This is a genomic window from Pectobacterium versatile, from assembly GCF_020166435.1.
Lineage (GTDB): Bacteria > Pseudomonadota > Gammaproteobacteria > Enterobacterales > Enterobacteriaceae > Pectobacterium > Pectobacterium versatile.
Genome location: NZ_JAINZP010000003.1, coordinates 1 through 21,503 on the forward strand (window position 1 = coordinate 1; position 21,503 = coordinate 21,503).

Annotated in this window: 22 protein-coding genes; 8 read left to right on the forward strand and 14 right to left on the reverse strand. The window is 51.6% G+C overall.

Annotated elements, in window-relative coordinates; translation table 11 throughout:
- Positions 1-237: 237 nt before the first annotated feature.
- Positions 238-807: a DUF3251 domain-containing protein gene (locus K7X24_RS04860; protein WP_103862973.1), complete on the reverse strand. Its 570-nt coding sequence runs from the start codon at positions 805-807 to the stop codon at positions 238-240.
- A gap of 217 nt (positions 808-1,024) precedes the next feature.
- Between K7X24_RS04860 and nrdR the strand changes: the two genes are divergently transcribed.
- The 6 genes from nrdR (at position 1,025) to pgpA (ending at position 5,238) form a co-directional block, all read left to right on the forward strand.
- Positions 1,025-1,474 carry a transcriptional regulator NrdR gene (nrdR, locus tag K7X24_RS04865; protein WP_005975999.1) on the forward strand — a complete coding sequence of 150 codons (450 nt, stop codon included), beginning with the start codon at positions 1,025-1,027 and terminating at the stop codon, positions 1,472-1,474.
- Between the two features lie 35 nt (positions 1,475-1,509).
- Positions 1,510-2,646, forward strand: coding sequence for a bifunctional diaminohydroxyphosphoribosylaminopyrimidine deaminase/5-amino-6-(5-phosphoribosylamino)uracil reductase RibD (gene ribD, locus K7X24_RS04870; RefSeq protein WP_224553366.1), 1,137 nt, complete (start codon positions 1,510-1,512; stop codon positions 2,644-2,646).
- Positions 2,647-2,757: 111 nt separating this feature from the next.
- Positions 2,758-3,234: a 6,7-dimethyl-8-ribityllumazine synthase gene (ribE, locus tag K7X24_RS04875; protein ID WP_103941805.1), complete on the forward strand. Its 477-nt coding sequence runs from the start codon at positions 2,758-2,760 to the stop codon at positions 3,232-3,234.
- Positions 3,235-3,258: 24 nt separating this feature from the next.
- On the forward strand, positions 3,259-3,678 hold the full coding sequence (gene nusB, locus K7X24_RS04880) for a transcription antitermination factor NusB (protein WP_010282066.1): 420 nt from the start codon (positions 3,259-3,261) through the stop codon (positions 3,676-3,678).
- A 68-nt stretch (positions 3,679-3,746) separates the two neighbouring features.
- Positions 3,747-4,727: a thiamine-phosphate kinase gene (gene thiL, locus K7X24_RS04885; RefSeq protein ID WP_224553368.1), complete on the forward strand. Its 981-nt coding sequence runs from the start codon at positions 3,747-3,749 to the stop codon at positions 4,725-4,727.
- Positions 4,702-5,238, forward strand: coding sequence for a phosphatidylglycerophosphatase A (gene pgpA / locus K7X24_RS04890; protein ID WP_224553370.1), 537 nt, complete (start codon positions 4,702-4,704; stop codon positions 5,236-5,238). Before thiL ends, pgpA begins: the two co-directional genes overlap by 26 nt.
- 71 nt (positions 5,239-5,309) lie before the next feature.
- Here pgpA and dxs read toward each other — a convergent pair whose 3' ends face one another.
- From dxs to xseB, 3 genes are read right to left on the reverse strand one after another with little or no spacing between them, the layout of a single operon-like run.
- Complete coding sequence (gene dxs, locus K7X24_RS04895) at positions 5,310-7,175, reverse strand: 1-deoxy-D-xylulose-5-phosphate synthase (protein ID WP_224553372.1); 1,866 nt, start codon at positions 7,173-7,175, stop codon at positions 5,310-5,312.
- 18 nt (positions 7,176-7,193) lie between these two features.
- Positions 7,194-8,105, reverse strand: a complete 912-nt coding sequence (gene ispA / locus K7X24_RS04900) for a (2E,6E)-farnesyl diphosphate synthase (protein WP_010299087.1) — start codon at positions 8,103-8,105, stop codon at positions 7,194-7,196.
- A complete protein-coding gene (gene xseB / locus K7X24_RS04905) occupies positions 8,102-8,350 on the reverse strand; it encodes an exodeoxyribonuclease VII small subunit (RefSeq protein WP_224553374.1) in 249 nt (82 codons plus the stop codon). The genes ispA and xseB overlap by 4 nt, the downstream gene beginning before the upstream one ends.
- 252 nt (positions 8,351-8,602) lie before the next feature.
- Here xseB and thiI point away from each other — a divergent pair, with 252 nt between their 5' ends.
- Positions 8,603-10,051 carry a tRNA uracil 4-sulfurtransferase ThiI gene (gene thiI / locus K7X24_RS04910; protein ID WP_224553376.1) on the forward strand — a complete coding sequence of 483 codons (1,449 nt, stop codon included), beginning with the start codon at positions 8,603-8,605 and terminating at the stop codon, positions 10,049-10,051.
- 217 nt (positions 10,052-10,268) lie between these two features.
- On the opposite strand, the gene yajL is transcribed toward thiI, so the two are convergent.
- Together yajL and panE are read right to left on the reverse strand one after the other, a co-directional pair.
- Positions 10,269-10,859 carry a protein deglycase YajL gene (gene yajL, locus K7X24_RS04915; protein WP_039356137.1) on the reverse strand — a complete coding sequence of 197 codons (591 nt, stop codon included), beginning with the start codon at positions 10,857-10,859 and terminating at the stop codon, positions 10,269-10,271.
- Positions 10,822-11,730, reverse strand: coding sequence for a 2-dehydropantoate 2-reductase (gene panE / locus K7X24_RS04920; RefSeq protein WP_103862979.1), 909 nt, complete (start codon positions 11,728-11,730; stop codon positions 10,822-10,824). Before panE ends, yajL begins: the two co-directional genes overlap by 38 nt.
- Before the next feature lie 188 nt (positions 11,731-11,918).
- Between panE and K7X24_RS04925 the strand changes: the two genes are divergently transcribed.
- The gene (locus K7X24_RS04925; RefSeq protein WP_005976012.1) at positions 11,919-12,410 is read left to right on the forward strand and encodes a YajQ family cyclic di-GMP-binding protein; all 492 of its coding nucleotides are present in this window, start codon (positions 11,919-11,921) and stop codon (positions 12,408-12,410) included.
- Between the two features lie 62 nt (positions 12,411-12,472).
- On the opposite strand, the gene K7X24_RS04930 is transcribed toward K7X24_RS04925, so the two are convergent.
- The 8 genes from K7X24_RS04930 to K7X24_RS04965 all read right to left on the reverse strand — a co-directional run bounded on the left by K7X24_RS04930 (position 12,473) and on the right by K7X24_RS04965 (position 21,350).
- Complete coding sequence (locus tag K7X24_RS04930; RefSeq protein ID WP_224553377.1) at positions 12,473-13,837, reverse strand: MFS transporter; 1,365 nt, start codon at positions 13,835-13,837, stop codon at positions 12,473-12,475.
- Between the two features lie 163 nt (positions 13,838-14,000).
- Complete coding sequence (cyoE, locus tag K7X24_RS04935; protein WP_010282097.1) at positions 14,001-14,891, reverse strand: heme o synthase; 891 nt, start codon at positions 14,889-14,891, stop codon at positions 14,001-14,003.
- Positions 14,892-14,905: 14 nt separating this feature from the next.
- Positions 14,906-15,238, reverse strand: a complete 333-nt coding sequence (locus K7X24_RS04940) for a cytochrome o ubiquinol oxidase subunit IV (RefSeq protein ID WP_039490482.1) — start codon at positions 15,236-15,238, stop codon at positions 14,906-14,908.
- The gene (locus K7X24_RS04945) at positions 15,238-15,852 is read right to left on the reverse strand and encodes a cytochrome o ubiquinol oxidase subunit III (protein ID WP_224553379.1); all 615 of its coding nucleotides are present in this window, start codon (positions 15,850-15,852) and stop codon (positions 15,238-15,240) included. The genes K7X24_RS04940 and K7X24_RS04945 overlap by 1 nt, the downstream gene beginning before the upstream one ends.
- Positions 15,842-17,833, reverse strand: coding sequence for a cytochrome o ubiquinol oxidase subunit I (gene cyoB, locus K7X24_RS04950; protein ID WP_103862982.1), 1,992 nt, complete (start codon positions 17,831-17,833; stop codon positions 15,842-15,844). The genes K7X24_RS04945 and cyoB overlap by 11 nt, the downstream gene beginning before the upstream one ends.
- A gap of 4 nt (positions 17,834-17,837) precedes the next feature.
- The gene (gene cyoA / locus K7X24_RS04955) at positions 17,838-18,800 is read right to left on the reverse strand and encodes a cytochrome o ubiquinol oxidase subunit II (RefSeq protein WP_224553381.1); all 963 of its coding nucleotides are present in this window, start codon (positions 18,798-18,800) and stop codon (positions 17,838-17,840) included.
- A 424-nt stretch (positions 18,801-19,224) separates the two neighbouring features.
- A complete protein-coding gene (ampG, locus tag K7X24_RS04960; protein WP_224553383.1) occupies positions 19,225-20,712 on the reverse strand; it encodes a muropeptide MFS transporter AmpG in 1,488 nt (495 codons plus the stop codon).
- Positions 20,713-20,771: 59 nt separating this feature from the next.
- A complete protein-coding gene (locus K7X24_RS04965) occupies positions 20,772-21,350 on the reverse strand; it encodes a lipoprotein (protein WP_039472373.1) in 579 nt (192 codons plus the stop codon).
- Positions 21,351-21,503: the final 153 nt, after the last annotated feature.

The following is a 21,503-nucleotide window of genomic DNA, read 5'->3' on the forward strand; positions in this document are numbered from 1 at the left end:
ATTGCGGGGTTTTTTGCATCTTAGCTCTGGGAAATGCGCGTATATCCTAAATAATTCGAGTTGCATGCAGGCGGCGACACAGTGACAAATTCGTCAAAGACGAATTTGAGCAGCCAAAGGCTGACCTCCGGTGAGAGACAGTATGTCTCTCATTAATCCCCAGGAGCTTACATCAGTAAGTGACTGGGGTGAGCGAGGAAAGCCAACGTACATGCAGCTTGAAGTATGAAGGATATATCAAGGGGACTCGGTTGCGGCAACGGGTGGCGGACTCTGTATTTCCTGAACCTGATGTAAACGAACAAAGCCGAGTTCTTCCGGCGACAGGCCGCTCAGGCGCAATTCAATAATCGCTTCGGCTTTTGGTAACAGAGTAGGGGAGACGACAAACGATTGTGTTTGTGTGTCGCCCGTTAAAGGCTTCCCGCTCACAGGGTCGAGCCGTCCCCAGTCAAGCTGCGCGCCAAAGGCCGGTAGCCCCTTCGCATCAAGCGTACGAATGTGTAGCAACGCGCTTGTTCCGTTCGCTTCAGTCTCGATATTGCGTAACGATACGTTGAGTCTGCCAATACTGCTTTCCAATACAGTGCTGGTTTGCGCGGCAGGCAGTAAATAAACGCCGGAGGTGGACTGAGAATTCAACGCATTTTGTCGCTCTAATGCCGTGGCCTGATCGGTCAGCGTTTGTAATTGCTGATTGAGTTGACCTACCTGGTTCTGCAATTTGGGCATCTGGCGCTGTTCAGCGCACCCTGCGAGCAAGAGTAGCGCTGGCAGGAAGGTCAGTACGCGATATCGGGTTCTCATATCTGTGGTTCCCCTTTCGATGTTTTATTCATTGATCCGTTGATCCCTGTTGCTGAGTTTAGCTGCGATTAAGCCTAAGTCATAGGTGAGACAGCTTTTTTCATCCTATTACCGAGAGAGATGCGAAACCCTTCGCAACGTGGATCAGGAGTTTTGGTTAGTCCGTTAATTCAGGGTAAACTGTCGCTACGTTAAGGATTACTGGTCAGGACACATCATGCATTGCCCGTTTTGTTCCGCTGTTGATACCAAAGTCATTGATTCCCGTCTGGTCGGCGAAGGTTCGCAAGTCCGTCGTCGTCGGCAGTGTCTGGTTTGTCATGAACGCTTCACCACGTTTGAAGTGGCTGAACTGGTGATGCCGCGAGTTATCAAAAGCAATGAAGTGCGCGAGCCCTTTAATGAAGATAAATTGCGTAGCGGCATGCTGAAAGCGCTGGAAAAAAGGCCAGTCAGTTCTGATGACGTCGAAATGGCGATTAATCACATTAAATCTCATCTTCGTGCTACCGGAGAACGTGAGGTTACCACCAAGATGGTGGGGAATCTGGTGATGGAAGCGTTGAGAAAGCTGGATAAAGTGGCTTATATCCGCTTTGCATCGGTGTATCGCAGCTTTGAAGATATCCGCGAATTTGGCGAAGAGATTGCGCGTTTGCAGGATTAAGCCGCGTCAACGCGACAGAGATAAGAGGTTCGGGAATGAGCGTTTTTCAGGAAAACGGCCACTTGCCGCAGGATGAATTATACATGGCGCGCGCGTTAGAGCTGGCGCGCCGTGGTTGTTTCACGACAGCACCCAACCCCAATGTTGGCTGTGTGATTGTTCGTGATGGCGAAATTGTAGGTGAAGGCTATCATTTTCGTGCTGGTGAACCCCACGCTGAGGTGCATGCGCTGAGAATGGCGGGGGAACGTGCGCGTGGCGCGACGGCTTACGTCACGTTGGAACCCTGTAGCCACCATGGGCGAACGCCGCCTTGTGCCGATGCATTGATTACTGCTGGTGTTTCCCGCGTGGTTGCTGCGATGCAGGATCCGAATCCACAGGTGGCGGGTCGTGGTTTGCATCGCTTACAGCAAGCGGGGATTGCCGTCAGCCATGGTTTGATGATGGCCGAAGCAGAGAAAGTGAATGTAGGTTTCCTGAAACGCATGCGGACGGGCTTTCCTTACGTGCAGCTCAAAATGGCGGCGTCTTTGGATGGCCGAACTGCGATGGCGTCGGGAGAAAGTCAGTGGATCACTTCACCGCAGGCGCGTCAGGATGTGCAGCGCTTTCGTGCGGAGAGCGCAGCGATTCTGAGCAGCAGTGCGACGGTGTTAGCTGACGATCCCTCGCTTACCGTACGCTGGTCAGAGCTGGGTACTGATGTGCAGAAACGCTATTCAGAAGTGGATCTCAGGCAGCCCGTGCGGGTGATTGTAGACAGTAAACAGCGCGTCACGCCACAGCATCGTATTGTTAGCCAACCGGGTGAGACCTGGCTGGCGCGGGTGCAGGCGGGTGAACAAGCGTGGCCGCAGAGCGTTGAACAAGTCATGCTACCGCAGCACAATGGCGGTGTTGATCTGGTGGCGCTGATGATGGTGCTGGGGAGACGGCAGATTAACTCCGTTTGGGTCGAAGCTGGGGCCAGTCTGGCTGGTGCGCTACTTAATGCTGGCGTTGTTGATGAACTTATCGTTTATCTTGCCCCTAAACTGTTGGGTGAAAATGCCCGTTCGCTGTGCCTCTTGCCTGGGCTTGACCAACTGTCTCAGGCACCGGAATTTGATATCGCAGACGTTCGCCAGATTGGCCCAGATTTGCGATTGTGCCTGAAACCTAAATTCTGATGTGTATGTAAATACGTGGTGCAGGTCTGACAAAACCGGATACGTGCCAACAAAAATTATGATAGAATCCGCCCCCCTAGCGGGCCATAAAGACCAGATACAAGGAATGCTATGAACGTTATTGAAGGTGTTGTTGCTACTCCTAATGCCCGTGTGGCGATTGCGATTGCGCGTTTTAACCATTTTATTAACGACAGCCTGCTGGACGGTGCGATTGATGCATTGAAACGCATCGGTCAGGTTAAAGACGAAAACATCACCGTTGTCTGGGTGCCGGGTGCTTACGAACTGCCATTGACGGTTCGTGCGCTGACCAAAAGCGCGAAAAATGGCGGATATGATGCCGTGATTGCTCTGGGAACGGTCATCCGTGGTGGAACAGCGCATTTTGAATTTGTTGCTGGCGAATGTAGCTCAGGCCTGTCCTCTGTTGCGATGGACAGTGAAATCCCTGTTGCTTTCGGCGTTCTGACGACGGAAAGCATTGAGCAGGCGATTGAGCGTGCCGGTACGAAAGCGGGGAACAAAGGTGCTGAAGCTGCCTTGACCGCGCTAGAAATGATTAATGTATTGAAAGCGATTAAGTAAGCCTGATTAAGTAAGGGGAATTCCGTGAAACCTGCTGCTCGTCGCCGCGCTCGTGAATGTGCGGTTCAAGCGCTTTACTCTTGGCAGTTATCTAAAAATGATATTGCCGATGTTGAACACCAATTCCTGAGCGAGCAGGATGTCAAAGATGTCGACATTACCTATTTCCGCGAATTGCTGGCGGGTGTTGCCACTCAGGCTGAGAAGCTTGATCAACTGATGGCGCCTTTCCTGTCTCGTCAAATTGAGGAATTGGGACAGGTTGAAAAAGCGATTCTGCGTTTGGCGATGTTTGAGCTGAGCAAGCGCGAAGACGTTCCTTACAAGGTGGCGATTAACGAGGCCATCGAACTGGCTAAAATCTTCGGTGCTGAAGATAGCCATAAGTTTGTGAATGGCGTGCTAGACAAAGCTGCTCCGAGTGTACGGAAAGGCAAGAAGTAAAACGAATCGAATCAGGGCCGGATATCCGGCCCTGATCGCTTTTGAATGATAGGCTGGCTGGAAAGGTTATGGTTGAAGGTGAGTTTGACCTTATTGCCCGCTATTTTAATCGGGTCCGAAGTTCACGTCGCGATGTTGAGTTAGGCATCGGTGATGACTGTGCGTTACTGACGGTGGCAGATAAGCAGATGCTGGCGGTGAGTACCGACACGCTGGTATCTGGCGTTCATTTCCTACCTGATATCGATCCCGCCGATCTGGGTTACAAATCTCTGGCGGTCAATTTAAGCGATCTGGCTGCAATGGGGGCCGATCCTGCCTGGCTTTCTCTGGCCATTACCCTACCTAAAAGCAATAGCCAGTGGCTATCCGCGTACAGCGACAGCTTGTTTGAGCTGCTTGATTATTATGGTATGCAACTGGTGGGGGGTGATACGACGCGCGGCCCACTGAGCCTGACGCTGACTATCCACGGTCTGGTGCCAGCAGGTCGGGCGTTGACGCGTCGTGGGGCCAGAATTGGTGACTGGATTTATGTTACTGGCTCATTAGGCGACAGCGCGGCGGGTCTGGCTATCCTCCAGAATACACTGCACGTTGAGGATGAAGAGACGCGTCAGAGACTGCTCCAACGTCACCTCCGTCCTCAGCCGAGAATCCTGCAAGGGCAGGCGTTGCGCGATCTTGCCAGCTCGGCCATCGATCTTTCTGACGGCCTCATCTCCGATCTACAGCATATACTTAAAGCCAGCGAGTGCGGCGCGCGTATTAATCTGGATGTGATCCCACAATCTGATTGGCTGCGGGGCTGCGTCGATGAAGAGCAGGCGCTGCGTTGGGCGCTATCTGGCGGCGAAGATTATGAGCTGTGCTTTACCGTGCCGGAAATTAACCGCGGTGCGCTGGAACTGGCCTTGGGGCATCTCGGCGCTGACTACACCTGCATCGGGCAAATCGGGCCTTCCTCTGAAGGGCTACGCTTTTTCAGGGATAATAAAGCGACCGAGCTGAACTGGAAGGGGTATGACCATTTTAGCGAGCAAAACTGACTCTGCGAACAAGGCGAAAGGTGCTGAAGTGGCAAAACGCCGCTTACGGCTGAGTAACCCGTGGCACCTGATGGCAACCGGGTTTGGCAGCGGTCTGTCTCCCTGGATGCCGGGTACGGTAGGGTCATTGGCGGCGATTCCACTGTGGTACGTCATGTCGTTCCTGCCGCTTGAATTGTATTCGCTGTTGGTCATGCTGAGCATTTGTATCGGTGTTTACCTGTGTCATCAGACCGCGAAAGATATGGGCGTTCACGATCACGGTAGCATCGTCTGGGACGAGTTTGTCGGTATGTGGATTACCCTGATGGCGATCCCGGTGGATAACTGGCAATGGGTGGCGGCAGGGTTTGTCGTCTTCCGCTGTCTGGATATCTGGAAACCCTGGCCGATTCGCTGGTTCGATCGCAACGTGCATGGCGGTATGGGCATCATGATCGACGATATCGTCGCGGGGGTGATCTCTGCGGGAATTATCTATTTCATCGGCTATCACTGGCCGATATTCTGACGTTACTGCGTTATTGAATCACTGACATTATTATTGAACCGGGGCCATGTGCCCCGGTTATTGTGAGTCGCTTATTCCATCCACTGCGTAATTCTGCGCTCGATACCCGCGGCATCCAGACCCAGATCGACACGGATTTCTTCCTGAGAACCTTGTGGAATAAAGACGTCCGGTAGCCCAATGTTCAGCACCGAGACGGCAAGGCGTTTCGCCATCAGGAATTCATTCACACCGCTCCCTGCACCGCCCATAACCGCATTCTCTTCCAGCGTCACAAATGTGCTGTGAGACTGCGCCAGCTCTTCAAGTAACGCTTCATCCAGCGGTTTCACAAAGCGCATATCGACGAGGGTGGCGTTTAGCTTTTCTGCCGCAGCCTGAGCTTCCGGCAATAGCGTACCGAAGTTCAGAATCGCGATCGTTTCGCCTTGACGTCGCACCACACCTTTACCGATTGGCAGCTCTGATAGTGGCGTCAGTTCCGTACCCGTACCATTTCCCCGTGGATAGCGCACCGCCGTAGGACCTTTCTGGTAGTGATAGCCCGTGTGCAACATCTGGCGACACTCATTTTCATCGCTGGGTGTCATGATGATCATGTTCGGGATACAGCGTAAGAAAGAGAGATCGAACGCACCCTGATGAGTTTGTCCATCTGCACCAACAATACCGCCGCGATCGATAGCAAACAGAACTGGTAGATTCTGGATCGCCACATCGTGGATGACCTGATCGTAAGCGCGTTGCAGGAAAGTCGAGTAAATGGCGACAACCGGATGATAACCACCGACAGCCAGACCGGCAGCAAACGTTACGGCATGCTGTTCGGCAATCGCAACGTCAAAATATTGCTGTGGGTAGTCGCGGGAGAATTGCACCATGCCTGAACCTTCACGCATGGCAGGCGTGATAGCCATGAGCTTGCTGTCTTTGGCAGCCGTTTCCTGTAGCCATTGACCGAAGATTTTGGAATAGGTGGGTTGCGCGCCTTCTTTGCTTTTCGGTAGCGTACCGCTGGCCGGATCGAATTTCGGCACCGCGTGCCAGCTGATCGGATCCTGCTCGGCAGGGGCATAGCCCTTGCCTTTTTTCGTCATGATGTGCAGAAGCTGAGGGCCTTTCAGATTACGCATGTTCTTCAGCGTATGCGCCAGCGCCTGAACGTCATGACCGTCAACCGGGCCGATATAGTTAAAACCCAATTCCTCAAATAGCGTGCCCGGCACGACCATGCCTTTAAGATGCTCTTCGGTGCGTTTCACCAGCTCTTTGATGGGCGGCAGACCAGATAAGACCTTTTTGCCGCCTTCGCGCAGGCTGGCGTAGAGCTTGCCGGATAGCAGCTGCGCCAGATGGTTGTTCAGTGCGCCGACGTTTTCTGAAATCGACATTTCATTGTCGTTCAGCACCACCAGCAGATCGGATTTGATGTCGCCCGCATGGTTCATCGCCTCAAAGGCCATGCCTGCGGTAATCGCGCCGTCGCCGATCACACAAACGGTACGGCGGCCTTTGCCTTCACGCTCGGCCGCAACGGCCATGCCCAGTCCGGCACTGATTGAAGTGGATGAATGCCCGACGCTTAATACGTCATATTCGCTTTCATCACGCCATGGGAAAGGGTGCAAACCGCCTTTTTGACGGATCGTTGAAATACGTTCGCGACGGCCGGTAATGATCTTGTGCGGATAAGCCTGATGGCCGACATCCCACACCAGATGATCGAAAGGGGTGTTATAGACGTAATGCAGTGCAACCGTTAATTCAACCGTCCCTAACCCTGAAGCAAAATGGCCGCTTGAACGGCTGACGCTGTCCAGCAGATATTGGCGCAGCTCATCGCACAGCTTTGGCAGGCTCTCTTTCGGCAACAACCGAAGCTCATCCGGTGTTTCCACTAACGCCAATGTAGGGTACTTCGCGGTATCAAAACTCATTAGAGACTCATTAGGTAATTACTTATCGCGTTCAACGATGAAATTCGCCAGCGCTTGTAGTGGGGCAATATTCAGCGGAATCGGGCTGGATGCGACGAGATCGTCCAGCGATGCCAGTGATTCCTGATAGAGCTCCTGTGCTTTTTTTCGTGCGTTATCTAGCCCCAGTAAGCTGGGATAGGTGCTTTTACCTAACTGCTGGTCTGCACCCTGACGTTTGCCTGTTGTCGCGCTGTCGCCAACAACATCGAGAATATCGTCCTGAACCTGAAAAGCGAGCCCAATTGCGTTAGCGTAACGATCCAGATGGGGCAACGCGGCGCGGCCTGTTTCGCCGGCTGCCAGTGCGCCTAGTCGGACAGCGGCACGAATCAATGCACCGGTTTTGTGGCGATGAATCCGTTCTAACGCGGCCAGATCGACCTGATGGCCCTCTGCTTCCAGATCGAAAGCCTGACCACCGCACATGCCCGCTACGCCACTGGCGTGAGCCAATTCTGAAATCATTGCCAGTCGATCACGGTCAGAGACCTGCGGCATCGGTGCATCGGCCAAAATGGAAAATGCCAGCGTTTGCAATGCATCGCCTGCCAAAATGGCATTCGCTTCGCCAAACTTGATGTGACAGGTTGGCTGTCCACGGCGTAAATCGTCGTCGTCCATTGCAGGTAGATCGTCATGAATCAATGAATAAGCATGGATACATTCGACTGCCGCAGCAGGGGCATCCAGACTCTCTAACGACATGCCAAACAGTTCACCAGTAGTATAAACCAGAAACGGACGCAGGCGTTTGCCTCCTAAGAGTGAGCCATACTCCATCGCATTGACCAGTGGACTACTCTGAAAGGGGAGGCTGGCGATGAAATGCCCCAACATACGGTTAGTGCGTTGGTAATGCGCATTCAATTGCGTGCTGAAATCGGTCATAGCGAGTCGTTATCCGGTGTAAACGGTGACAGCGACGCATCGGGATCGTCGCTTAGCAGGATTTGTACGCGCTGTTCTGCTTGTTGCAGTTTTTGCTGACCTTGGCGAGCGAGTTGGATGCCGTGCTCAAACTCATTTAGTGCATCGTCCAGCGGCAGCTCGCCTGATTCGAGGCGGGTAACGATTTTTTCCAGTTCGTTCAGCGAGCGTTCAAAGCTGACTGGCTGCTCGGTCTTCTTAGGCATAGTGGTTTCAGAATCCTGGTGTTATACGCCGTTGGCTTGTGGCGGCAGAGCGTGGTGTTGCGTGTGGTCATCTGTGAATGCGCAACAATTATACGGTTAAAGCGCACAGTATATCTTCATATAATGATATACTCCGCGCCCTGGATGCTATTGGTAAAATCATCTCTGTTCTGGTTGATTTTACCGATAACGTGATTTTAGTGCTCAGGGTAAATTTATTTACGCCTTTCTGACCAAGTAACGACAGCCACCATGAAGTTTATCATTAAATTGTTCCCGGAAATCACCATCAAGAGCCAATCTGTTCGGTTGCGCTTTATCAAGATTCTAACCGGAAACATTCGCAACGTATTAAAACACTATGATGAAACGCTGGCGGTTGTCCGTCACTGGGATCATATCGAAGTTCGTGCCAAAGATGAAAATCAGCGTGGAGCGATTCGTGATGCGCTAACAAGAATTCCGGGTATTCACCATATTCTGGAAGTTGAAGATCATTCTTATACCGATGTACATAACATCTTTGAACAGGCGCTGGCGTTGTATCGTGAGCGGTTGGAAGGCAAGACGTTTTGTGTGCGAGTGAAACGCCGCGGTAAGCATGAGTTTAGCTCTCAGGACGTGGAGCGCTACGTCGGCGGCGGTTTGAACCAGCACATTGAAACGGCGCGAGTTAACCTCACGACACCGCAGGTCACCGTGCATCTGGAAATCGAGCAGGATCGCCTGCTGCTGATTAAAGGCCGCAGCGAAGGGATCGGTGGTTACCCAATCGGTACGCAGGAAGATGTGTTATCACTGATTTCTGGTGGTTTCGACTCTGGCGTATCCAGCTATATGTTGATGCGTCGTGGATGCCGCGTGCATTACTGCTTCTTCAACCTTGGCGGTGCAGCACATGAGATCGGTGTGAAGCAGGTAGCACACTATCTGTGGAGCCGTTTTGGTAGCTCGCATCGGGTGCGTTTTATTGCTATCGATTTCGATCCTGTCGTGGGTGAAATTCTGGAGAAGGTTGACGACGGCCAGATGGGTGTCGTCTTAAAACGCATGATGGTACGTGCGGCCTCCAAAGTTGCTGAGCGTTACGGTGTTCAGGCGCTGGTGACCGGCGAAGCGTTAGGGCAGGTGTCCAGTCAGACGCTAACCAACCTGCGTTTGATCGATAATGCTTCTGATACCCTGATTCTGCGCCCGCTGATTTCCCATGATAAAGAGCACATTATCAAACAGGCTCGTGAGCTGGGGACGGAAGATTTCGCCAAAACGATGCCGGAATACTGTGGTGTGATCTCTAAAAGCCCGACGGTGAAGGCAGTAAAAGCGAAGATTGAGGCCGAAGAAGGCCACTTTGATTTTGCTATCCTGGATCGCGTGGTGAGTGAAGCACGGAATATTGATATCCGTGAGATCGCCGAGCAGACCAAGCAAGATGTGGTTGAAGTCGAAACGGTCGCGTCGTTTGCGCCAACTGACGTGCTGTTGGATATCCGCGCGCCGGATGAACAGGACGATAAGCCGCTTGAGCTGGATCAGATCGAAATCAAATCTTTACCGTTCTACAAGCTGGGTACGCAGTTTGGCGATTTGGATCAGAGCAAAACCTATCTACTTTACTGCGAGCGTGGCGTGATGAGCCGCTTGCAGGCGCTGTACCTGCGTGAGCAAGGTTTCAGCAATGTGAAGGTATACCGTCCGTAATAGGAATAAGGCGCGTAAGCGCCTTAGGCTTGCTGACAAAGTGCGTCGAGCGGTGATAATGGATAGATCGTAAAGACGCTGCAAGTACGTCCATGTAAGCTCGAGCCGCGCCATCCTTGGCGCGGACGCTTTACTCTTCTATTCCATTATCACCGTTTTCGTTCCCCAAATAGGTTTATCAACGACAGAACGTGCGCAAGCGCCTTTTTCGTCAGTCTTAATCGCGATAATTATGAATTCCCGGCGGCAGGATAAGCTGCTCAGCAACCTCGGCGGCTTTTTCTTTTCCCAGCAGTAAATCAATGATCTTCAGTGCGAAATCCATGCTGGTACCTGGCCCTTGCGTGGTTAACAGATTCACACGTGGATCGTAGACGACGCGCTTTTCCATCCATTTTTCTGGTGCAATCTTATCCTTAAATGCGGGATAGCCCGTCATGTTTCCGACGGGAAACAGCTGATGATATTCCAGCACTAGCGCAGGCGTTGCACACATCGCAGCGACAATTTTCCCTTCCAGATGTGCTTGTCGAATGCATTCCACCAGTATTGGGCTATCGCGGAAGCACTCCGCACCTTGCAGGCCGCCCGGTAACACCAGCACATCGAAAGGCCGATCGGCGACGGTAGCCAGTGGGGCATCTGCCAGCAGCCTTACCCCGCGTGAGCAGACGATTTCCAGATTGCCATCGCTGGCTACACTGGCAAGTGTGACCTGAATACCCGCTCGGACAAGCAAATCGATGGTCGTGACGGCTTCAGTTTCTTCACTACCAGGTGCCAGACACACCAGTGCCGATGCGGTCATAATCATTTTCCTTGTGCTTAATGTAGTCAAACAGACGGGCATTTTCGGGGAGCGTCAGACCGTGGAGACGCGCACGGTGCAGTAAATACCCGGTAATGTAGTCAATTTCGGTATGTCGCTGAGCGATGATGTCCTGCAACATCGATGAGGTGTTTGCCGCGGTGTTCTGAATAATCTGATTCACGTAGAGCAGCAGGCTATCTCGCGATGTATGGAAGCCTTCCCGTTCCATGACGCTGGTCACTTCCTGACAAAGCGATGCAATCAGTTCTGGGTACGCAGAAAGCTCGCCATTGGTGCAGTGATATTTCACTGTGAGCGGGTTGATGACGCAGTTAGCCGCCAGTTTCAGCCAGCAGGTAGCGCTAATGTTGGTGTGCCAAGCCACATCCGGTAAGGCCTGATGTAGCACTTCAGCTAAATGGCTTTGGCTACTGTCGCCATTAAACGTGCCGATATGCGTTGTACCTGCCGCAACGTGTACGACGTTATTTGCGTCGCGTCGGGCTGCGTGGGTGGTGATACCGAGTACCAGTGGCTGCTGCAGCGACGGCAATTCTTCTCGTGTACCCATCCCGTTGTGTAAAAGCAGAATCGTGCAATGCGGATTGAGCTGAGGCAACAGCACGGTAACGGCATCGGAAACCTGCCAGGCTTTTAGCGTCACCAGCAGAAGTTCGCTTTGGGCAAGATGATCGGGATCGTTCGCCGTCAGGTTGAGATTACAGTGCTGACCGTCCAACTGGGTGACATTGACTGGACAATACGGTTGCGGAATGCGCAGCCATCCTTGGACATCATGCCCTTGCTGATGTAACGCGGCGAGCCAAAGTTGACCCAGCGCGCCACAGCCAAGAACGGTGATTTTCATGTGAGTCTCCCTTATTTGATGCGGGCGCTGTCGTTCTGCCATCATAGGCTATCATTCACATCGTGATCTTGTGTTATTCGGGCTGTTTACCTGATGCCGCGTAAAAATCGGGATCGTGTCTGGCATCTTGCTTATCGCAGAAGAGCGGTTATTATGCTCGCCAGCCAAATTTGTCAGGAGAGCGAATTATGCCATCTTTCGATATTGTTTCGGAAATTGATATGCAGGAAGTCCGTAACGCGGTGGAAAATGCGACGCGCGATCTGAGCACCCGTTGGGATTTTCGCAATGTTCCGGCCAGCTTTGAACTGAATGAGAAATCACAGAGTATCAAAGTGGCCAGCGAGTCAGATTTTCAGGTACAACAGCTGGTTGATATTCTGCGCGAAAAGCTGGTTAAGCGAGGTATTGAAGGCGGTGCGCTGGAAATCCCAGAAGAAATGGAACACAGCGGAAAAACGTACAGCGTGGAAGCGAAGCTGAAGCAAGGTATTGAAACGACGCTGGCTAAGCAAATCATCAAGCTGATTAAAGACAGCAAGCTGAAAGTGCAGGCGCAGATTCAAGGTGAGCAGGTTCGCGTCACCGGTAAATCACGTGATGATTTGCAGGGCGTGATGGCGTTGATTCGTGGCGGAAATCTGGGGCAGCCGTTCCAGTTTACCAACTTCCGCGATTGATGCTTTTAGTCATCCGCTGATGAACAGCAAGGCCAGCGAAAGCTGGCCTTTTGCATGGTGCGTTAGGATTGACCCACTAATAATTCTAACTGCTGCCGATTGGTCTTTTTGTTGTCGATCTTCACATAGGCGCTGTATTCATCCGGCACGATAACCACTTCGGCCACGCCGGGCTGGGTGCGAATTTTCTGTTCCAATTCACTGTCCTGCAATGCTAAATCGGACAGCGCGATTCTCAGGCTACTGAGATAAGGCGGCTCCTGCATGGTGACGCTGACGAGTAGCCAGATGGCCGCAATCGCCGCGCCAGCCATAAATACGGCAGAGGCACCATAAAGCTCAAACAGCCCGCCGCCGATGCTTCCGCCAATTGCCACACCGATAAACTGCGTGGTGGAGTAAACGCCCATCGCCGTGCCTTTATATCCCGCAGGTGATTCCTTGCTAATCAGTGATGGTAGTAGGGCTTCCATGACGTTGAAGGCTAGGAAGAACAGCTGTACGCCGATGATAATTTGCCAAAGATGGTTACCCGCCGCCCATAAGACAACCTCTGCGGCGATCAGCACCACGATACAGCCGATGAAGACCTGCTTCATTCGTCTTTTCACTTCAGCATAAATGATGAAAGGCACGACACCGACAAAAGAGATCAGCATCGTGACCAGATAGACTTTCCAATGGTCCTGCGGCGGCAAGCCCACAGATTCCATTACGCGGGGGAGGGCGACAAAGCTCGACATCAATAAAATATGCAGACACATAATGCCGATATTCAGTTTCAGCAGGCGGCTATTGCTGAGCACTTTGCGGAAACTGCCGCGTACCATCGCCGATTCTCGATTCAGAACGTGTTCAGGTGCGGAAGGGATCAGCGTCAGCGTGATGACAATGCCAGCGAGTGACAGAAGGGCGATGCCCCAGAAGAGCGCCTGTAAACCGAAGGCATGAGCAATGATTGGCCCCAGAACCATCGCGATAGCAAAAGTGACGCCGAAGCTAACGCCGATAAACGCCATCGCTTTAGTTCGGTTCTGCTCACGCGTCAGGTCGGAAAGCAGCGCCATGACGGCGGCAGAAATCGCGCCAGCGCCCTGCAATGCCCGACCAAGGATGATGCCCCAGATGGAGTCGCTTAGTGCGGCGATGACGCTGCCGAGTGCAAATATCAGCAGCCCCCCGACGATCAGCGGTTTTCTGCCGATACGATCGGAGACCAAACCAAAGGGAATCTGGAAAATAGCCTGCATTAAGCCATAAATACCAATCGCAATACCGATCAGCGCTTCACTGGCACCTTGTAAGGCCATGCCGTAAGTCGTCAGGACAGGCAACACCATGAACATGCCAAGCATGCGTAGTGAAAAAACGGCTCCCAAGCCCCATGTGGCACGTAATTCGCCAGGGGTCATTTTATTATCGTTCATGTGTACCTCGGAAAACAATTGGCGCTATTTTAGTGCGTTATTGGCCAGACAGTAAACGATAGGTTTGTTACGTGATTTGGCGGAGGAGAGGCGGGGGAGGGCAGAAGAAGAAACAGGTGGACGAGCCACCTGTTTTTCTTAATGCATGTAACGCTGCTTGTGATTAACGCAGGTAGGTCAGCATGATTTCATGCGCTGGTGCCATTGAATCCACAGACATCATGACGCTCAGCGAGGTAATCGCGACAATGGAGAAAACAAACAGTTTTCTTGCCCACACGCGGTCATCAATCGCATTTTTATAGCCTGACAGCGCCATACCCAACCACCAGACGCTAACTGCTGCGGCAACGATCAGATATTTATAGCCGGCATAGCCGCCGAGAGACAGCATCAGAGTCGCTACCGCAAACGCCACGATGTACAGCGTGATGTGGTGTTTCGCAACGGAGATGCCTTTCACAACCGGCAGTACCGGGATGTTGGCGGCCTGATAATCCTTGAAGCGGAAAATCGCAATCGCGTATGAATGCGGCATCTGCCACAGGCTAAAGATCAGCAGCAGAATCAACGCGCCAGCATCGAACTGGTTGCTGACGGCACAGTAACCGATAACCGGTGGTGCCGCGCCGGACAGGCTGCCAATCAGCGTGCCATAAACAGAATGCCGCTTCATGTACAGGCTATACACACCGACATACACGACGAAGCCCATCACCGCCAGCCACATGGCCAGCGGGTTAGCCGCGATGTAGAGCAGAGCAAAGCCCGCAATACCTAACAGCGATGCGTAAACCAGCGTTACCTTCAGCGAAATCAGTCCCTTTACCAGAACCCGATTTTTGGTTCTCTCCATTTTCTTGTCGATGTCGCGGTCAATGACGTTGTTAAACACGCAGCCAGATGCAACGACTAACGACACACCCACGAGGGTGGCGAAAAACAGGGGATAATCAATGCGGCCTTGGGCCGCAAGGAGAAATCCACCGATAACGGAAATCAGATTTCCGAAAATAATTCCTGGTTTAGTAACTTGCAGGTATTGCTTAATCATCTTTTACGGCTCTGTTACTGGATCATCATATTGTGGTGTGCGCTCATCATAATCCAGATGGAGCCCACGACGACAATAGCGATAATCAGGACGGCAAACACAAGAGCCACCACGTTCCAGCGCTCTTCTGAGGACGTATTCAGGTGCAGGAAGTACACCAGATGTACCAGAATCTGAACAACGGCACATCCCACCACCGTGAAAAGAATGGCGCTATGTGAGGCTGTGCCGCTCATGACCATACTGAAAGGAATCACTGTCAAAATCACCGACAGAACAAAACCTATCACATATGACTTCACGCTGCCGTGGCTGGCACCTGCATGATCGGTTGTTGAATGACTCATTACATTGCCCCCAGCAGATAAACAACGGTGAAGACACAGATCCATACCACGTCGAGGAAGTGCCAGAACAGGCTCAGGCACATCAGACGCGTTTTATTGGTTGCAGTCAGGCCACGCTTGGACACCTGAATCATCATGATGACCAACCAGATCAGACCGCCCGTTACGTGCAGTCCGTGGGTGCCGACCAGTGCGAAGAAGGCAGACAGGAACGCGCTGCGATCTGGGCCATAGCCTTCAACGATCAGGTGATGGAATTCATAGATTTCCATCCCGATAAACACCAGACCGAACAGGAAGGTCACGCCTAACCAGGTATTAACCTTAGATTTGTTGCCCTTATTCATGGCGATCATCGCCATGCCGTAGGTAATACTACTGAACAACAGCGCGAACGTTTCCACCAGCACGAAAGGCAGTTGGAAAAGGTCCTTCCCGCTTGGGCCACCCGCAGTACCGTTAACCAGTACCGCATAGGTTGCGAACAGTGACCCGAAAATGATCAGGTCGCTCATCAGGTAGACCCAGAAGCCGAATACTTTGTTGGCTCCTGCGTCGTGGTGCCCATGCTCGGCATGGGCAGTATTGTGGTTAGTCAGAGTTTCAGTTGACATGTTTCACGCCTGCCTTACTGAGTTGATCAAAATTCTGATTCTCAATTTGCTCAATTTCTTTAACCGGCACGTAGTAATCCACGTCTTGATTAAAGCTATGCACAATCCAGGTCACAATCATGCCAGCGAAGCCAGCGATAGCAAGCCACCAGATATGCCAGATCATGGCAAAACCGAATACCAGGCTGAATGCAGAGATAATCACACCAGCGCCGGTATTTTTCGGCATATGAATCTCTTCATAACTGGCAGGGCGCTTGTAAGCTTCACCTTTCTCTTTCGCTTCCCAGAACGCATCACGATCGTTGATGTGTGGCACGATAGCGAAGTTATAGAACGGTGCAGGAGAAGAGGTTGCCCACTCCAGCGTACGTCCACCCCACGGGTCGCCCGTCAGATCGCGGTTCTGGTTACGGTCACGGATACTGACGTAGAACTGCATAACCTGACACAGTACGCCGATACCGATTAATGCCGCACCGATGGAAGCCACAACAAGTAAAGCGTGGAACTCAGGGTTGATTTGCTGGCTCAGACGGCGCGTCATTCCCATGAAGCCGAGGACATACAGTGGCATGAAGGCAACGAAGAAGCCGATAATCCAGAACCAGAATGCGCGCTTACCCCAGGTTTCGTTCAGGGTGAAGCCAAACGCTTTCGGGAACCAGTAAGTAATACCTGCGAAGCAACCGAACACCACGCCGCCGATGATCACGTTATGGAAGTGAGCAATCAGGAACAGACTGTTGTGCAGGACAAAGTTCGCGCCTGGTACAGCCAGCAGTACCCCAGTCATCCCACCGATGGTGAAGGTGATGATGAAGCCCGTGGTCCACAGCATCGCGGAGTTGGATTCGATACGGCCTTGATACATGGTGAACAGCCAGTTGAAGATTTTAACCCCAGTCGGGATTGAAATAATCATGGTGGCTATACCAAAGAAGGCGTTGACGTTCGCGCCGGACCCCATGGTAAAGAAGTGGTGCAACCAAACGATGAACGACAGAACCGTAATCGCAATCGTTGCCCACACCAGTGAGGTGTAGCCAAACAGCCGTTTTTTACAGAAGGTCGCAACCACTTCGGAGTAAATACCGAAGACTGGCAGTACCAGAATGTAAACCTCAGGATGACCCCATGCCCAAATCAGGTTGATGTACATCATCATGTTGCCACCCATATCATTGGTAAAGAAATGGGTGCCGAGGTAACGGTCAAGCGTCAGCAGCGCAATGGTAACGGTCAATATCGGGAATGCAGCAATGATCAGCACGTTGGTACACAGTGCCGTCCAGGTAAATACTGGCATTTTCATCAGCGTCATGCCCGGTGCGCGCATCTTCAGAATCGTAGCGAAGAAGTTAACACCTGTCAGCGTGGTACCTATACCGGATATCTGTAGACTCCATATCCAGTAATCGACCCCGACGCCGGGACTGTACTCCTTTCCTGAAAGCGGCGGATACGCCACCCAGCCGGTTTGCGCAAACTCACCCACCCCGAGAGAGAGGTTGATCAAGATAACGCCAGCCACAAACAGCCAGAAGCTGAGGGAGTTCAGGAAGGGGAAAGCAACGTCACGCGCACCGATCTGCAAGGGAACCGCAAGGTTCATCAAGCCAACAACGAACGGGGTTGCCACAAAGAAGATCATGATGACACCGTGTGCGGTGAAGATCTGATCGTAGTGGTGAGCGTTTAGGAAGCCTTCTTGCCCGGCGGAGGCTAGCACCTGCTGGCCACGCATCATGATGGCATCGGCAAAACCACGTATCATCATCACCAGGCCGACGATGATGTACATGATACCGATTTTCTTGTGGTCTACGGATGTGAACCACTCGGCCCACAGCCATTTCCACTTACCTAAATAGGTTATTGCCGCCAGCAGCGCAAGGCCGCCAACGATGATTGCCGCCACGGTGACCATAATAATGGGTTCGTGATACGGAACCGCATCGAGTGTAAGTTTTCCGAACATCGTATTATCCCTCGGCTCCTTTGTGCGAGCCATGCTCGCCCATGTTCATACCCTCACCATGTTGCATGTTTTCGTCGGGCTTCATGCCTTCACCATGATGTTGCATGTTCATGTCGTTGCCTGTGAATTTGCGAATAATATTATTGAACAAATCCGGCTGGACAGTGGAGAAGTATTCGACAGGATGGAATTCGCTTGGTTTAGCCAACGCGTTGAATTCATCCATGGTATTCAGTGTCTTAGGGGACGACCGAACGTTCGCAACCCACTGGTCGAACTCTTGTTGAGTTGGCGTGGCAATCGCGGTGAACTTCATACCAGAGAAGCCTTTACCACTATAGCCGCCAGAGATACCGTCATACTTACCCGGTTCATTAGCGATCAAGTGGAGCTTCGTCTGCATTCCGGCCATGGCGTAAATCTGTCCGCCAAGACGAGGGATGAAGAAGGAGTTCATCACGGAGTCGGATGTGATCTTGAACGCAACAGGTACGTTGGCAGGGAAAGCCAGTTCGTTAACCGTCGCGATACCCAGGTCCGGGTAAACAAACAGCCATTTCCAGTCAAGTGAAACAACTTCGACATTGATAGGTTTGACGTCTGACACCAGTGGCTTATAGGGATCAAGCGAGTGGGTCGTCTTCCAGGTAATCGTGCCAAGAATGACGATAATGATAATTGGTACAGTCCAAACTACTGCTTCTATCTTATTGGAGTGTGACCAGTTCGGGGTATATTTTGCCTTTTCATTGGAAGCACGGAACTTCCAGGCAAAAGCTATCGTCATAACGATAACGGGAATCACAACGATCAACATCAGCCCGATGGCAGTCAGTATTAACGATCTTTGCTCTAACCCGATCTCTCCTTTGGGGTTCATCAGCGCCATATCGCAACCGCTCAGCAGAGCAGTGGCTGCAAATAAAGACAGCATCCCAAAAATTGTATTGTATTTCTTGAGTCTCATCTAGCGACCTCAATAACAAGGGCTCTATTGTCATTTTACGCGAGCGGGCATTTTACGGGAAGGTTACTGCACTGTAAACATGATTAAGGTTATGTCAGCCGTTTGTTGCTGTTTTTTGCCCTTAATGTCACAAAGATAGCCAAAATAAAAATGGTATTGAAAAACAGCAAATTAAGAGGCTACCCAGATAAGAGTATGGAAGGATAATAAGAAATTACAACTCACCGTAACGCTTATTTTCTATTTTTAGTTTGGTGAAATTTTTTGCTCAACCAGCGCTTTTGATGACAAATGAAATTAGTTTTGGGGGATTTTACGAGGAAATAAAATTTCCTCTAGCAAGATATTATGAGAAAAATAATTAAATAAAGGAACGATGTAATAGGTTCAGGCAGCAGATGAGCGCTGCCTGAACGAATAGTAGTCAATGTACTGACGGTTTTGACGCCCGCCTGAGTGACAGGTAATCCAACAAGCTACCGAAGAAAATGCCCAGCAGAGCAAGCGTACCGCCTGCGGCGAGCAGATATTCTGCCAACAGAGGCAATGAGGACCATTCCAGCGCATTGCTGATCAGTAGCATGAGCCACAATGCCAGCACGATCACACCCAATCCCAACATATGTAAGGCTTTCTTGTAATAGTTCTGGAAGTTTGTGCGTAACTGAAAGGTGTCGGTTTTCTGGGTAAACTCCAACGTCTCACGGCAGATCAGCAGGATGGCCAGGCCCGGTAACGCGGCAAAAATCGAGAACAGGTAGAACCATGCCCAGCCATAGGATTCGACAAACCAGCCTGCGATAGGGCCAACGTAAACCCGTCCGACGGCGGCAAGGGCGGAAAGCAGAGCAAACTGTGTGGCTGAAAACGATTTATTACACAGCGTCATCAATAGTGCGACAAACGCAGCCGTTCCCATACCGCCGCAGAGGTTTTCCAGAAAAACAGCGGTAGCCATGGTGAACAGACTTTTGGCTGTGATAGCCAGCAGCCAGTATCCCGCGTTGGACACGGCCTGAAGAATACCAAACAGCATCAGCGCTCTGAACAACGAGAGCCGCTGCATCAATAATCCGCCGTAAATGGCTCCCACGATGGTGGCGAAGAGTCCAAGCGTCTTATTCACCAGCCCGACATCACCAGCATTAAAACCAACTCCGCGTATCAGGAAGGTTGTCGTCAGGCTGACCGCAAAGGCATCACCGAGCTTGTATAACACGATAAGCAGAAGAATGAGCCAGGCGTTGTTGCGTGCAAAGAAATCGCGCAGGGGGGCAACAATCGCTTGTTCCATGCTGCGCGGCGCTGGCTGGCTATTCAGTGGTTCCGGTGCTAACAGGGTCGCGAACACACCGATCAGCATGAGTCCTGCCATTAACCAATAGGTGGTCTGCCAGCCGAAATAGCGATCGGCCATCCACAATGCCAGCCCACCAGAAACCAGCATCGCCAGACGATAACCTAATACCGAGGTGGCTGCGCCTGTACCGCGTTCTTCTGGAGGAAGTAAATCCGTCTTATAGGCATCAAAAACAATATCCTGAGATGCGGAGCAGAACGCGACCAGAACCGCCAGCGCAGCCAGCCACCAGAGATCGCGAGCCGGGTTCATAAATCCCATACCAATAATGGCAGCGATCAGCAGAAGTTGACTGAGAATCAGCCAGCCACGGCGTCTACCAAGGAATGGCGGGGTATAGCGGTCCATCAGGGGGGACCACAGAAACTTGAATACGTAGGCTTGACCTACCAAAGAGAAGAAACCAATGGTTTTCAGATCGACATTCTCGACGGTCATCCAGGCTTGCAATGTGCCGGATGTCAATGCCAGTGGTAAACCGGAAGCGAAGCCAAGCAACAGCATAAAAAGCGAATTACGTTGGCTGAACAAAGCAATGATGCGACTAATCATGGAGAGTCCTTTCCCTTGCTCCGAAAGCGTTCAGAAGCAAGGGAAGCGGCGTGCAGAAATTAACGGGCGTTTTCTTTGATAAAGCTGCTTACGCTGGTGTCTTGTGCCATGTCGTTGATGACATCACCCAGCACGGTGTTAACAGCATCGGTAATTTTGTCGTTGCTGGCGGTGAAAGCACCCTGAACGTTATAGGTTGAACGGTAGTTTTTCACCTGCTTGTTGCCGTTTGCCGCCTGAGAAATGATGGAGATATCTGCTTTGGTCGTGATGTTGTAGCGCAGGTTCCCTTCAGAGACATCGGCGTACAGGTGGTTAACCACGATCTGCAAGGCTACCGGGCCGCCAGTACCGATCATGTAACCACGTGCGGTCATTTGTTTCTCCAACGCTTCTTGCAACAAGAAACGCAGATCGCGAGAAGGCGTCAGCGTAATCAGTTGGCCATCACGATTCACTTTCGCCAGAGCCTGATCGGCGCGCTGGTCTGCACCATTGATGCTAATCGTTACGCCCATCAGCGTCGGATCCTGAGAAGGCACGCTAATTTTGGGGGTGATGTTCAAGGTGTTGCTTTTTGCTGCACATCCTGCAAGCAGAATGACGGCCAGAAGAGGGAAAAATAATTTTTTTAACATTCGTATTTTCTCAGTAATGATTAGTGTGGTGAGCTGACAAATATTGTTGATATCATATCATCGCCACAGGCAGGAAAAAGATCCGATAGCAGGTAAATTGTCCTGAAATTCATCTTTTTCACGCTTTTGACCTGGAAAAACCGTTTTTATCAC